This window comes from Dermabacter sp. HMSC06F07 (genome assembly GCF_001807345.1).
Taxonomy (GTDB): domain Bacteria; phylum Actinomycetota; class Actinomycetes; order Actinomycetales; family Dermabacteraceae; genus Dermabacter; species Dermabacter hominis.
Genome location: NZ_KV788588.1, coordinates 161,324 through 174,717 on the forward strand (window position 1 = coordinate 161,324; position 13,394 = coordinate 174,717).

The window sequence follows — 13,394 nt, forward strand, 5'->3', positions numbered from 1 at the left end:
CGGGGCGCATGTAGCGTGGACACGAATGAAGAGAAAGGACGTCGCAGCATGACACAGTCGCAGATTCACGGTTCCGGTGGCGGCGATGAGAATGACGAGCCGCTTATCGACCAGAACTCCGGCCAGATTCAAGCGTCGATCGCCTCAAGCGACGATCTCCTCGACGAGATCGACCTTGTGCTCGAATCCAACGCGGAGAGTTTCGTGAAGTCCTTCGTGCAAAAGGGCGGTCAGTGACCAACCTTGGCGACCCCCTCACCTCGCTTTCGGCGCATTTGAAGGCGGAGGGCCTTCTGGCCCCCGAGCTTTCAGGCGTAAACAGCGCTCATGTGACTGTTGCCGAGGCGACGACGATCATTGCCGTCCGCCATACGGGTGGGAAGGCCGTCACGCTCGCCGCTGATCGACGTGCGAGCGCCGGCCACCGGATCGTCAAGGACGACATGATGAAATTGTTCCTTGTCGATTCTCACTCGGCCATCGGTATCGCGGGCACCGCCGGACTCGGCATTGAGTTCGCGCGCTTGTTCGCCCTCGAACTCGAGCACGTCGAGAAAATCGAAGGGCACGCGCTTAGTCACGAAGGCAAGGTTCGAAGGCTGAGCATTCTCGTGCGCGCGCACCTCCAGCTTGCCCTGCAGGGCCTCGCCGCCGTCCCACTGCTCGCCGGCTTCGATGAGCGCCTTGGCTTGGCGCGTGTGCACACCTTCGATGCAACCGGAGGCTCCTACGAGGAGGAGGAGACGGCGGCCATCGGCTCGGGCAGCGACATCGCGCGGGCGGTTCTCGATGCACGGCGAAACATTCTCGACTGCGACCGCGACGAGGCCCATTGCCTTACCCTTCAGGCACTCGCGTCCGCTTCCCGTCGAGACTCGGCAACATCGGGTCTTCGCGGCGAGTCACTTCCCGTTCTTGTCGACGTCGATGCTGACGGCGCGCGCTTCGTGGATGCGGATCGGATCCTTGAGCTCTCTAAGGAGCTTTCATGAGCATGCCGTTTTACGTCGATCCCGAACAGCTGACGAAGGATCGGGCCGATTTCTCTCGTCGCGGAGTGTCGCGTGGTCTGCCGGTCATCGCCGCGAGCAGCGCCGATGGCATTGTCATCATCGCCCTCAATTCATCGACGTCTCTCATGAAAATTGGCGAGGTACACGACCACATCGCCTTTGCCGGCGCAGGAAAGTTCCACGAGTACGAGGCGCTCAGGCTCGCGGCCGTGCGGTGGGCCGATACTCGCGCCTACCAGTATTCCCGCCGTGATGTTTCGGCTTCCTCCCTCGCCAACGCTCTCGCCCACGCCATTGGCGAGGCGTTCGTCTCCGCACCAAAACCGCTGGAGATTGCGCTCTTGCTGCCGGAAGTCGGGCAGGCGCCAAAGTTGGATCGTATTTTCTCTTTGAGCTTCGATGGATCTTTGAGCGATCACGGCACATTCGCCGCGATCGGCGGTGTTCCCGATGGGCTCGCACAACGCGCCTTCGACAGCGCTCTTCATGAGCGCGAAGCCGAGGCCGTGATCGATTTTTGCGTACGCGAGCTTGCGCGAACCCACGCCGATGACAGCATTCATGCCGAGATTGCCCTGCTTCGACGTGGAGTTGAGTTGCGTTCGTTTGAGAGGCACACTCCTGTCAGTATGGCCAGGGTGGAAAGGTCGCATCTATGAAACGGCGCGTAGGCGGATTAGAGACAGAATTTGGGCTTCTCGCGGTAACCGCCGATGGGCGGCAAGCCCTCGAACCTGAAGCCGCCGCGAGGGAACTGTTCCGGCCGGTTGTCGCGTGGGGGCGTTCCTCGAACGTGTTTCTGACGAACGCGGGCAGGCTCTATCTCGACGTTGGCTCCCATCCCGAGTATGCGACCGCGGAATGCGATGACCCGTGGGACATTGTCGCCCAGGAGCGCGCGGGCGAGCGGGAGCTTCACGCCCTCGTCCACGAGGCCAACGCGCGATTGAAATCCGATGGCCGCGACGCACGCATTCATCTGTTTAAAAACAATGCTGATTCTCAGGGCAATTCCTTCGGAAGCCACGAGAACTACCTCGTGGAGCGCAAAGGCGAATTCACACGCCTGCCAGCATTGCTGCTGCCATTCCTCATTACGCGGCAAATCGTCACGGGGGCCGGGGGAGTTCTCGAAGGCGAGGGCGGGCCGGTTTTCGGCTTCTCGCTGCGGGCCGACCACATGTGGGAGACGGTTTCGTCCGCGACGACCCGTGCACGCCCGATCATTAACACGCGCGATGAACCCCACGGCGATCCATCGCGCTACAGGAGACTGCACGTCATTTCTGGAGACTCGACCATGAGTGAAGTCTCCACCTGGCTGAGGTTCGCGATGACGTTCGCCGTGTTGCGATTTATTGAAGACGGGCACGCTTTTGCAGACTTCGAGCTCGCAGACCCGATCAGCGATATTCGCCGAATTGCGCGAGACCTCACGGCGAGCGAACCACTCCAGCTGAAGAACGGCGGCGTAAGCACGGCGCTTTCGATTCAGCGCGCCTATTTCTCCGCTCTCGAACGCACATACGATGACCTCGACCCTCGAATGATGGACACGTGGGACCGAGGGTTGCGAGCGCTCGAAACGGGCAATTTCTCGCTCGTCAATCGCGAACTTGACTGGGCGATTAAGCACGAGCTGTTTACGACGGTGGCGGATCGGCGTGGGCTCGCGCTCAACGCGCCCGAGATTCAGCGCCTCGAACTGGCCTATCACGATATTGATCCTGATCGAGGCGTGTTCTATGCACTCGAGCGCCGCGGACTTGCGACGAGCGTCCTGAGCGACGAGCGAATTGAGGCCGCCCGTCGAGTGGGTCCGGCTACGACTCGCGCGCACTTGCGTTCAAGAGTCTTGACACTCGCACGGGAAAAGGGGATCGACGTTGCGGTGGATTGGACAACCGTGCGACCGAACACACCCGGCGCTCTTCCCATCACACTGCTCGATCCGTTTGAGGTCGAAAACCCGGAAATCGACCGCTTGCTCGATAGTCTTGACGAGTATTCATCGGCACCCGCCGAGCTGAAAGGACTCCAGTGATCAACCGTCGCTCGCTGCTCGCTGCAGCTGCTTCCACTTCCGCCCTTGTCACCCTTGGGGCGTGCGCGAAAAAGTCGTCACCTACGGCGAAGGGCGCTGCTCAAGCATCGGACTCGGGCGCATCCACGGCCTCGGATGGCGGCGGTAGTGCGGCCGACGAGGCCAACCTTCTTGACCGCGTGAAGGTCACAAGTGCGTTTGGTGAGGATCCGACTGTCGATTTCGACGCCCCGCTGAAGTTTTCTAACTTCCACTCAACCGTGGTGAGCAAGGGCGACGGCCCTGCAATCGCCGAGGGCGATTTCATCGTGACCCGTTCCGCCTACTTTGATCCGGAAAGCGCGGAAGTGCTTGCTTCGCAGTGGAAGGAGGGGACGTTCTCTCCTTTCAAGGTGGATAAGCAATCCGTGGGCCAAACGGCGACCGAATTCTTTACGGGGTTGACCTCCCATTCGCGCTTTCTCATGGCCGGCGTGGCCGGGACCCAAAAACAAAAGGTGCTCCAGGTCGGGGACGTCGTCGGCGTTGCATTGAAGCGAGCTGAGGGCGACGCACAGAAGCTTCCCGCGGAGGTTCCCGGTTTCGCCCTCGGTGAGGACGGCGCTCCAAATCTCACCGCCAAACCGAACGGTACCGCTCCCACTAAGCAGGTTGTCGCCCCCGCGATCAAAGGCCACGGACCGGCCGCGAAGAAGGGCGACACGCTCATCATGCACTACCGCGGTTGGGACTGGGCAACCGGAGAAGAGTTCGACTCGTCGTGGGGGCGTGGCACCCCGTTCTCGTTCAAGCTAGGCGACGGCCAGGTCATTAAGGGCTGGGATGAGGGGCTCGAGGGTGCAACGCAAGGTAGCCAGATTGCTCTGATTCTTCCGCCGGCGTCGGCCTACGGGGAAGCCGGCGAAGGCAATCAGAATCCTCTCGCCGGCAAGACCCTGCTCTTTGTCGCCGATGTTCTGTACGTGGCCTCGCCCGAGGCCTAAGCACTAAATCTCAGGAGAATCATGTCAAAACCAGTTGTGAGCGTTGAAGGGTGCGAGGCGCCCGAGGAACTCGTCATCATCGATGAGAAGGTCGGTGACGGTGACGAAGCCAAGGCCGGCGACGTTGTCGACGTCCACTACGTGGGGGTAGGCCTCAGCGATGGCAAACAGTTCGATGCGTCGTGGGATCGAGGTGAGCCGCTGCGCTTTACGCTCGGCGTAGGCCAGGTCATTCCCGGCTGGGACCGCGGAGTGCAGGGAATGCGCGTGGGCGGGCGCCGACGTCTCGAAATCCCCTCGTCGCTTGCGTACGGTCCCCGCGGTATCCCGGGCGTTATTAAAGGCGGGGAAACCTTGATCTTCGTCTGCGATCTCGTTGGGGTGACCGGGCGCTGACCCAAGAGCCACCGGCGCTCTTTGACTCCGCGACACCCAAGAGCGAGGACAGCAGTCGCAACGGACGACCGTTCGAAACCACCGCGGGCTTCTCGCTCGCGACGGATCGGCCGGTCGTCTCTGTTCACGTGCTCGGTACTCTCGCGCACCTCGATCGCCTCTTCGAATACGCGGTCCCCGCGGCTCTCGATGCTGTTGAGCCCGGGATGAGGGTGCGTGTGCGATTCTCCGGCCGCGAGCACGAGGCGCTCGTACGGGCACGCTACGAAAGACCCGACACTATCCGGCCGCTCGCACCGCTCGTGTCCGTCGTAAGCGAGGACGTTCTCCTTTCGGAACACATGTTTCGGGTGTGCGAGGACGTTGCGCAGCGGTACGCGGGATCGCTCAGCGACGTGCTGCGACTCGCCGTTCCCGCGCGCAGCGCAGGCGCGGAAAAGGCACACCGGGCGCGCATGGAACGCCATGCACGCGAAAAATCTGGCGCACCTGATAAGAAAACTGCTTCGACCGGTGACGCTAACCCTCAGTGTGAGAAGTACCGTTCCAAATTCGCGGGGCTCGGGGCTTTCCTCGAGCACTCATGCGGTGGAGACCGCACTCCGCGAGCGTCGATCGTTCTCGATCCGGTGGATTCGTGGATTGAACTCGTGCTCGAATGCCTGTCGGGACTTGAGGATAATGCGGGAGCGATCATCCTCGCGAGTGATCAGCGCGACGTCGATCGACTGGCAAAGGCTCTCACGGCGCATGCGATCGACCACGTCCAATTCGGTAGCGCACAGGGCCCCCATGCGCGGTACACGGCGTTTCTGTCCACACTCCAGGGGCGCTCACGCCTCGTCATCGGGACGCGCAGCGCTGTTTTTGCTCCCGTGGCAAACCTCCGCATGATCCTTGTATGGGATCCGGATGACGACCTCTACGAAGAACCACGAGCGCCATACCCCCACGCGCGCACGGTCGCCCTCACGCGAAGCTTCCACGAAAGCTGTTCCCTGCTCTTCGTTTCGCGGGCACCGTCGGAATTCGCCCGCTACCTCACCCTGGCCGGCACTCTCGCGGCTCTTGAACCCGTGCCCGCCGCCCATGCCCATACTCACCCACGTATCGAGCTCATGGACGCGTACTTGCGTGAGAGAGAGGGGGCAAGCGGGTTTTCACGTTTGCCGTCGCACGCCCACGCGGTTATACGCCGAGGGCTCGCGGAAGGGCCCGTTCTGGTCCACGTGCCGCGGGCGGGATACGCCCCGGCACTCGCGTGTCGATTTTGTGGGACCAAGGCGACGTGCGTGCATTGCCACGCGACGCTCGCTGCGCCCGGAAGAGGGGAACTATCGTGCAGCGTGTGTTCTCGTCGGTACGGCCACTATCGGTGCCAGGAATGCGGGGGAGCGGATCTGCGCCCCATAGTCCTCGGCCAAGAACGCACCGCTGCCGATTTGAAGCGCTCCTTCCCGAACGCAACGCTTCACGTATCGGGCGGGGCCTCCGGAATTGTGGAGGATTCTGACGTTCGCGACGGCGACCTCGTGATTGCAACGCCGGGCGCAGAGCCGCAGCCCGAGGGCGGATACGCGGCGTCGGTGATCATCGACGCGGCCGCCTCCCTCGGCAGAGCCGCCTACAACGCCGACTGCGAAACAATCCGCCGTTACTCCCATGTGATCGGCCAGACCCGCACGTTCGACAAGGGCGGGCAGGTGCTGATCGTTGGTCCCGATCAGCACCCCGCACTTCGTTCGCTCGTTCTCGTGCGCTCGAACGCATTTATAGACCGAGTGTTGGAAGAACGCGCCGAACTCGGGCTTCCCCCTGCGTTTAAGGTCCTTGAGGTGCGAGGAGACCGAACGGCGTGCACCGATTTCCTCGAACGGCTCGATGCGCCACTAGGCGTCGACATTTTTGGCCCCACGGAGGTCGAGTCTTCCACCATTGACGCCGAAGCGCGCGTCGTGCTCCGGTGCCCGGTCAAGCACGCGCCTGCATTGGTGGAGGCAGCGCGGGCGGTCATGCTCGTGCGTAGCGCGAAGAAGCATCCGGGCTCCCTTCGCCTTCAGGTTGACCCCCCGCATGTCTTCTAGGCGTGGCCGCTAGACTTGGGCATCATGCGAATTCTTTTTGCCGGAACGCCCGACGTTGCCGCAACCTGCCTCTCCGCCCTCGCCGAATCCTCCCACGAAGTCGTCGGCGTACTCACGCAGCCCGATGCCCGCGGCAAGCGGGGGAAGAGCCTGGTGCCGTCTCCCGTTGCGGTCCTCGCGCAAGAGCTGGGAATCCCAACATTCAAACCCGCTGACGCGCGAAGTGCCGAAACTCGCGAGTGGGTCCGCGAGAGCGGTGCCGAGGTAGCGGCCGTCGTCGCTTACGGTCAGATTCTCGAGCGCCCCGTGCTCGAGTCCCTTCCCGGCGGATTTTTCAACCTTCACTTTTCGCTGCTTCCCGCGCTTCGCGGCGCGGCACCGGTACAGCGCGCGATTGAGCAGGGCCTTCAGGAGACCGGCCTTAGCGTGTTCAAACTTGACGAAGGCCTCGACACGGGCGCGTTGGCGCGCCAGGAGCCGCACTCGATTGCCCCGCTTGCGACTGCGGGAGAGCTCCTCGAAGACATGGCCGAGCATGGCGCCCGGCTTCTTGTCGAGGTCATGGATGGACTCGGCCGCGGTACTTTGACTCTCACCGCGCAAGAAGAGGAGGGGGCGAGCTACGCGCGCAAACTTCGAGCCGACGAAGCACGGATTAACCCGGCGCGCCCCGCGCGGGAGGTTGCCGCTCACATTCGCGCGTTTGCCCCCAATCCTGGCGCATTCACGAGCGTGAGAGGTTCGAGGCTCAAGGTTCTCGGCGTAGGAAACACAGAGGCGCCCGAGGGCATGAGCCTCGCTCCCGGCGAATTCGGTGTCACGAAGAAGCACGTGTTCCTCGGCACCGCCACCGAGCCTCTCGAGCTGACGCTCGTGGGACCGGCGGGCAAGAAACGCATGGCCGCTGCTGATTGGGCGCGCGGCATACGACTGGAAACGGGCGAGCGCATGGAAGAGGAGAGCGCGGCATGAGCGAGGAGCGACAGAAGCGTCGCGGAGGACATACCCAGCGTCACCGGAACGACGCGGGTCACGAGCGGAGCGGTTCGCGCGGCAGGGGCGGCCCTCGACGCGGTTACTCGCGCAAGCGCCCGAGCGAACGCCGCCGCGAAACGACCCCCTCAAGGCTCGCCGCATACGAGGCAACGCGACGTGTGAGCGAGGAGGATGCCTACGCGAACATCGTGTTCCCCACCGTTCTTCGTCGCCATCGTGTGGAGGGACGCGATGCCGCTTTTGCCACGGAGCTCTTCTACGGGTCGCTTAGGGCACAGGGTCGGCTCGACGCAGTTCTTGCGGAATGCGTGGATCGCCCGCTTTCGAAAATCGAGCCTGCCGTTCTTGACGTTCTTCGCCTTGGCGCATACCAGATGCTTGATATGGGGGTCGCGGCGCACGCTGCTGCCTCTGAGACGGTGGGCCTTGCACGTGAGGTGACCGGGGCAGGCTCGGCAAGCCTAGTCAATGCCGTGCTTCGCCGCGTGGGGAAAAAAACACTCGAGGAATGGCTTGCCATTGTCGTTCCGGCCCGCGAGGACGACGAGGACCGTTTCCTTGCGATCACCTATTCGCATCCGGAATGGATCGTGCGCGCGCTGCGGGAGGCCCTCAAAGCTCACGGGCGGGATCCACGCGAGATCGACGCCCTGCTGGCCGCCCACAATGACGCGCCTTCGGTCAGCCTCGTCATGCGGCCCGGTCTAACCGACGAAAACGAGCTTGCCCAAGCCGGTGCACAGCCCGGCCGCTGGTCGTTGTTTTCGATGGCGTGGCCAGGCGGCGATCCGGGGACGATTCCCGCGGTTAATGAGGGACGTGCCGCTGTTCAAGACGAGGGCTCGCAGCTTGTCGCACTCGCGCTTGCCCTCGGCGCGGATAGCCTCGTCGTGGAGCCCGACCATCACTGGCTTGATCTCTGCTCGGGGCCCGGGGGTAAAACCGCGCTTCTCGCCGGTGCGAGCATCACCCACGACGCCGAGGTGCTGGCGGTCGAGCTACAGGAACACCGCACGCGCCTCGTCGAGCGTTCGGTCCACACGCTCGTAGAAGCGGGTGCGGAGGTCGAGACGCTCACCGCCGACGGCCGCTCGATCGGCGAACGTTTCCCCGAACAGTTTTCGCGCGTCCTCGCCGATGTCCCGTGTTCGGGCCTCGGCGCGCTGCGGCGCAGGCCAGAATCGCGGTGGCGTAAGCAGCCCGGTGACCTCGGTTCTCTTGGGCGTTTGCAACGCGAGCTTCTCGACAGCGCGGTAGCGGCCACCCAGGTAGGGGGCGTGATTGCCTACGTCACGTGCTCGCCGCACGCTAATGAGACGCTCCTCGTGGCAAAGGCGGCGCAGCGCCGACACGGGGATCTCGAAGTTCTCGACGCTCGTGAAGCGCTGCGTGCCGGGCTTCGTAGCGATGCGGATGACATCGACCTCGGCGACGGCCCCTTTGTGCAGTTGTGGCCGCACGTGCACGGCACAGACGCCATGTTCCTCGCGCTGTTTCGCAAAACCGATCCAGAATCCTAACCTTCCACCACGATAGGAGAGCCTCCCGTGTACTCGACGTCGTCAACGAGCATCCACCCGTCCATTCTCAACAGCGACTTCATGCACATCGGTTCCGAACTCGACAAGATTTCCAATGCCGAGGCCGCCCACATCGACGTCATGGACAACCATTTCGTGCCCAACATGACGTTCGGCGTCAGCATGGTTGAGCAGATCGCGAAGCGCTCACCGATCCCGCTCGATGCCCACCTCATGATCGATTCGCCTGACCGCGATGCCGTGGTGTACGCCGAGGCTGGAGCACAGTCGGTGACGTTCCACCTTGAGGCCTCGAGTGCTCCCGTGCGACTCGCGAGGGAGCTTCGAGCGAAGGGTGTGAAGGCCGGCGTTGCGCTGCGCCCAGCGACACCGGTCGAGCCTCTCGTGGACATTCTTGGAGAGTTCGACATGCTCCTCGTGATGACGGTAGAGCCCGGCTTCGGTGGGCAATCGTTTATCGACTCGATGCTCCCCAAGGTTCGACGAGCGCGTCGCGCCATCAGTGACCAGAACCTCGAAGTGTCGATTCAGGTTGACGGCGGCATCTCACGCGCGACGATCGAGGGAGCCGCTGAGGCCGGGGCGAACGTGTTCGTCGCGGGAAGCGCGGTCTATAAAGCAGCCGATGCGGCGGCTGAGATCGACGTCTTGCGTGAACTCGCGCGCACGCATCGTCACGATTAATCCCCCATGCCTGCCGCTTCGCACATCCCAGAACTGCCGCTCACGTATCGCCCCCGTGCCGTACGCAGGTGGGGGTACATCGTCGCCGCGGTGTTCGCCCTTGCGTGCCTCGTGATGGCCGTGTCGCTTCCGCTTCTAACCCACAGGTTTCTCGATTCGCTGGGTTTCGTGCTGCTCGCGCTCGCAGTGGGGTGGCTTTGCCACCGGCACGCTAGCGTCCAGGTGCGAGCCGACGCCGCCTGCGTGACGGTGCGCAATGCTTTTTCGACGCGCCGCTTCGAATGGGCCGAACTGATCGGGGTGAGCTTCCCCGAAGGAGACCCGTGGGCACACCTGGATGTGGCCGATGGCGACACGTGTGCCGTCATGGCCTTTCAACGGGCCGATGGCGAAAGGGGCGTCGTCATGGCGCGCGAGTTCAATGCGCTCATCGACACGCACTCGCTTAGGCCGTAGGCGCCTCGGCGGCAAGTCGTCCTGCAAGGGCGCTGTACAGGAAACTCGCCCGATCCTCCTCGAGCCCGCGGCCCATGGTCGACACGCGTACCGGCAGCGCCCGTATCGCCTTTTCGAGGCCCTCACCTGACGTTGCGGTGACTCGATGGGCAGGCACCCCGTGGGCAGACCGCACCGAGTTAATGTGTGCGTAGCTTTCGGCTATCTCGAGATCGATATCGCTGCGCTCGGATGGGGATAGGCTCGGTAGCTCGACTCCCGCAAAAAGCATGCGCTCGAGCACGGTCCTCGAGTGGTGGGAGAGGCCCACGTGGCGCGAGCGCGGGTCAGCCTCGGATACGCGTGGCGCACAAATGGCTCGCGCCCCCATCGCAGCTGCGGCGTGGAGGGCATCCGCGACGGCGATTGAACCAAAGCCCCAGCGTGTACCGGTCCCGAGGTTTCCAGGCCCTTGCGCAACGATGACGGCGTCGGCCTCGAAGTGTGCGCGTGCCGCGGCAAGAGCCGAGGGCACGGACACCGCTTCGGCGTCGCCCCCGAACGACTGCCCGGCGCTGATGGTGGCTGAAAGAATTCCCTCCTCGCGAAGGCGGGCATTAGCACGCGAGTATGCCACGGGTAGCGCAGCCCAATCCGTGTGGACATACACGAGCCGCGCCCCGGGCCGCACCGCGTGAAAGCCCGCGGCGATGGGGCCGACGGCTGAATGCAAACCGGCGACGATGACGCTCATCCCGTCGAGGCTCTCCACGGCGTCAATCGCCTCGTGGGCCGGGGAAGCAGGGTCGTCGATGGCATCGACCATCATCTGCTGCGGGGTATAGCGGGCCTTCATCATGTGGCCTTCGGGAAGCTCTCCGCGCTCGCACGCATCAAGATTGGCGATGATGAAAGCGTCGCCTCCCGTTCCGAGGCTCTTTCGAAGGGCATTGGTGTTGAGCAGGAGGCGATCGCCCACCGCCGGCGCCGCGACCATGTCGAGATAGGCGAGGGCGCTCACGCGGGTACCGTCGGAATCGAGCGCGGCCCACACGCGGCAGACACCCGGCCATGCATCTCGGTGCTCGAGCACCGTTCCCGTTTCCTGCGCGATCATGGTCCCAAGCTTACCGAGCCGGGACGCTAGGGTTGAGATGTGCCACCTACGCAGAATGTCGAGCGACTCCTGAGCCTCGCACTGACCCTCACGTCGAGCACACGCGGCCTCACGCGGGAGGAAGTGACGGAGCTTGTGCCGGGGTACGAGCGCATGAATCCCGCGAGTGTCCGCCGTCAACTCACCCGCGATCTCGCTCGACTAGCCAAGCTCGGAATCGATGTCGATTCCACCCCCGACCTCGTCAATCCCTCCACGCTCAGGTATACGGCCTCCGTGCGCGATGCTGCGTCGTCGACCGGCACGTTTGACGCACACGAGCGCCTCATGCTCGGCGCTGCGGCAGCGATGTGGAGCACTCAGTCCGCGGGAAGCCTCGGAGCCCGCATTCGCGCAAAGCTCGCCTCGCTGGGAGTTCCGCCAGTCTCGGGCATTGCGCGCGGAGCGCTCGGCTCCTCGCCCGCAAGCACCCCGCTCCTCGAGGCCCTTGAGTCCGGCAAAACCGTCACCTTCGCCTATCGTTCCTCGGCGGCGGCGGCCGCCCATAAACGACGCGTGGAGCCGTGGGCTTTCGACGTGGCTCGCGGGCGCGAATATCTCTACGGCTATGATCTCGACCGGGAGGCTCCTCGACTCTTTCGCGTCAGCCGCATCGAATCGATCCCTGTTGAAGGGCCGTCCGCGAAGCACGCGCGTGAGCCGCATCCGCCGATCCGATCGCTCCTTTCGAACGATCGGACGCGCGCCGGCCAGTCGAACGAGAGCGCCGAACAATTGCGCGTGCGCATCGCGCCCTACAAAGCGCTCGACTTGCGCTCTCGACTCGGCATGGACGCTGGGAGTCCGCTTGCCGAGGTCCCACCGAGCAAGGCCGACGGAATCCTCAGCGCAGCATGGGCCGAGCCTCTATGGGTGGCACTGGAAGGAGACCACTCTCTCGCTACGACGTGGGCGCTGACGAGAGCAAGAATCGCCGCCCTCCATACCGGGCCCGCCTCACTGACGTGGGAGCACGCCTCCACGTTCGACACCGTCAAACAAAAGCGCGCACGCGACGTAGGCACGGGCGATGGCGAACTGACACGACTGAGTGCAGAGATCGCCTACCTCCATTCGTTCGGAGACGTTGCCGTAGCCGACATGGCCCGCGATTTTGGGCTCACGGTAGACGAGCTCAATGCCGACCTCGACATCATCTACAACGCGGGGGATTACTCGCGGGGGTACGACGAACTCGTCGAAGTCACGCGCGCTGACGGATACGTCTCCATCGCCGGAGCCGACCCGCTCGCGCGTCCCATGACCTTCACCGCTAGTGAAATCAGCGCACTCCTCATCGGCCTCGAGGCCGTCGCCGACTCGCGCAGCGGATTTTCGGTATCCGGAATCGAAGCCCTTAGGACCAAGCTTGCCGCGATGGTGCCCGAGGGGGCCGCTCAAGGCGGGCAACCGTCGGAGTCCTCTCGTGACCACGAGAATCCCACCCTCACGCGCATCCTCGATGCGCACGCCACGAAACACCCCGTGCGCATCATGTATTCGCCTGCCGCTCGGCACGGCATCAGCGTTCGCGACATCGAGCCACGCGAGGTCACATCAAAGTACGGCGCTCTGTATGTACGCGCGTATTGCCGGCTCGCGGGGGCCGAAAGGGAGTTTCGCTCCGACCGCATCGTTGACTCGTGGGAATGCACCGATCCCGCCGCTCCCGCAACCGGTGATTTCACGACACCGCTTGATGTCGCGCTCGAAAACTGGCCGACTGTCACTCTCGCCATCGGCCCCAAAGCGAGATGGATTCTCGATGTCTTCAACGCGAGCGAGCTTCGCGTCGAGCCCAACTCCGCGAGAGTGATCGCGCGCATCACGCCTTCGTCGAGCCATGCACTCCTCGCCGCGATCTTCGAAACCGACGGCGAAGCAGAAGTTCTTGACCCGGATCACATTCGATCCGCAATCAGGGGCGTGGCTGAGACCAAGGTCGCGCGTCTAGGGGAGTAGGCTGGAGCGGCCGAGACGATCCGGATTGACCGGTGGTGTCTATGCGAAAATTTTGTATAGTGTCGGTTTCCTCGACACACACATCACACGCTTTGGATGG

Annotated in this window: 13 protein-coding genes; 12 read left to right on the forward strand and 1 reads right to left on the reverse strand. The window is 63.5% G+C overall.

Features of this window, described 5'->3' with window-relative positions; genetic code table 11:
- Window positions 1–48 precede the first annotated feature (48 nt).
- The 11 genes from HMPREF3157_RS07840 to HMPREF3157_RS07890 all read left to right on the forward strand — a co-directional run bounded on the left by HMPREF3157_RS07840 (window position 49) and on the right by HMPREF3157_RS07890 (window position 10,197).
- Entirely contained in the window at window positions 49–237 is a 189-nt protein-coding gene (locus tag HMPREF3157_RS07840) for a ubiquitin-like protein Pup (RefSeq protein WP_016664543.1), read from the forward strand.
- Window positions 234–992, forward strand: a complete 759-nt coding sequence (gene prcB / locus HMPREF3157_RS07845; RefSeq protein ID WP_070436042.1) for a proteasome subunit beta — start codon at window positions 234–236, stop codon at window positions 990–992. Before HMPREF3157_RS07840 ends, prcB begins: the two co-directional genes overlap by 4 nt.
- Window positions 989–1,672 carry a proteasome subunit alpha gene (prcA, locus tag HMPREF3157_RS07850; RefSeq protein ID WP_070436043.1) on the forward strand — a complete coding sequence of 228 codons (684 nt, stop codon included), beginning with the start codon at window positions 989–991 and terminating at the stop codon, window positions 1,670–1,672. The genes prcB and prcA overlap by 4 nt, the downstream gene beginning before the upstream one ends.
- A complete protein-coding gene (gene pafA / locus HMPREF3157_RS07855; protein WP_016664546.1) occupies window positions 1,669–3,057 on the forward strand; it encodes a Pup--protein ligase in 1,389 nt (462 codons plus the stop codon). Before prcA ends, pafA begins: the two co-directional genes overlap by 4 nt.
- On the forward strand, window positions 3,054–4,040 hold the full coding sequence (locus HMPREF3157_RS07860; RefSeq protein WP_070436044.1) for an FKBP-type peptidyl-prolyl cis-trans isomerase: 987 nt from the start codon (window positions 3,054–3,056) through the stop codon (window positions 4,038–4,040). The genes pafA and HMPREF3157_RS07860 overlap by 4 nt, the downstream gene beginning before the upstream one ends.
- A 21-nt stretch (window positions 4,041–4,061) precedes the next feature.
- Complete coding sequence (locus HMPREF3157_RS07865) at window positions 4,062–4,436, forward strand: FKBP-type peptidyl-prolyl cis-trans isomerase (RefSeq protein WP_016664548.1); 375 nt, start codon at window positions 4,062–4,064, stop codon at window positions 4,434–4,436.
- Between the two features lie 128 nt (window positions 4,437–4,564).
- Window positions 4,565–6,520, forward strand: coding sequence for a primosomal protein N' family DNA-binding protein (locus HMPREF3157_RS07870; RefSeq protein WP_070436045.1), 1,956 nt, complete (start codon window positions 4,565–4,567; stop codon window positions 6,518–6,520).
- 24 nt (window positions 6,521–6,544) lie between these two features.
- A complete protein-coding gene (gene fmt / locus HMPREF3157_RS07875; RefSeq protein WP_070436264.1) occupies window positions 6,545–7,492 on the forward strand; it encodes a methionyl-tRNA formyltransferase in 948 nt (315 codons plus the stop codon).
- A complete protein-coding gene (locus HMPREF3157_RS07880) occupies window positions 7,489–9,036 on the forward strand; it encodes an RsmB/NOP family class I SAM-dependent RNA methyltransferase (RefSeq protein WP_070436046.1) in 1,548 nt (515 codons plus the stop codon). Before fmt ends, HMPREF3157_RS07880 begins: the two co-directional genes overlap by 4 nt.
- 27 nt (window positions 9,037–9,063) lie before the next feature.
- Entirely contained in the window at window positions 9,064–9,741 is a 678-nt protein-coding gene (gene rpe / locus HMPREF3157_RS07885) for a ribulose-phosphate 3-epimerase (RefSeq protein ID WP_070436047.1), read from the forward strand.
- Window positions 9,742–9,747: 6 nt separating this feature from the next.
- On the forward strand, window positions 9,748–10,197 hold the full coding sequence (locus HMPREF3157_RS07890; RefSeq protein WP_070436048.1) for a PH domain-containing protein: 450 nt from the start codon (window positions 9,748–9,750) through the stop codon (window positions 10,195–10,197).
- Here the strand turns inward: HMPREF3157_RS07890 and HMPREF3157_RS07895 are convergent.
- On the reverse strand, window positions 10,187–11,293 hold the full coding sequence (locus tag HMPREF3157_RS07895; protein ID WP_070436049.1) for a DUF3866 family protein: 1,107 nt from the start codon (window positions 11,291–11,293) through the stop codon (window positions 10,187–10,189). The two genes, HMPREF3157_RS07890 and HMPREF3157_RS07895, sit on opposite strands and share 11 nt — an antisense overlap.
- Window positions 11,294–11,332: 39 nt before the next feature.
- Between HMPREF3157_RS07895 and HMPREF3157_RS07900 the strand changes: the two genes are divergently transcribed.
- Window positions 11,333–13,294, forward strand: a complete 1,962-nt coding sequence (locus HMPREF3157_RS07900) for a WYL domain-containing transcriptional regulator (RefSeq protein ID WP_070436050.1) — start codon at window positions 11,333–11,335, stop codon at window positions 13,292–13,294.
- Window positions 13,295–13,394 lie beyond the last annotated feature (100 nt).

Coding starts and splice junctions, on each gene's coding strand:
- HMPREF3157_RS07865 (WP_016664548.1), top strand. CDS start 4,062: ATGTCAAAACCAGTTGTGAGCGTTGAAGGGTGCGAGGCGCCCGAGGAA.
- prcA (WP_070436043.1), top strand. CDS start 989: ATGAGCATGCCGTTTTACGTCGATCCCGAACAGCTGACGAAGGATCGG.
- fmt (WP_070436264.1), top strand. CDS start 6,545: ATGCGAATTCTTTTTGCCGGAACGCCCGACGTTGCCGCAACCTGCCTC.
- HMPREF3157_RS07895 (WP_070436049.1), bottom strand. CDS start 11,293: ATGATCGCGCAGGAAACGGGAACGGTGCTCGAGCACCGAGATGCATGG.
- pafA (WP_016664546.1), top strand. CDS start 1,669: ATGAAACGGCGCGTAGGCGGATTAGAGACAGAATTTGGGCTTCTCGCG.
- HMPREF3157_RS07890 (WP_070436048.1), top strand. CDS start 9,748: ATGCCTGCCGCTTCGCACATCCCAGAACTGCCGCTCACGTATCGCCCC.
- HMPREF3157_RS07840 (WP_016664543.1), top strand. CDS start 49: ATGACACAGTCGCAGATTCACGGTTCCGGTGGCGGCGATGAGAATGAC.
- HMPREF3157_RS07880 (WP_070436046.1), top strand. CDS start 7,489: ATGAGCGAGGAGCGACAGAAGCGTCGCGGAGGACATACCCAGCGTCAC.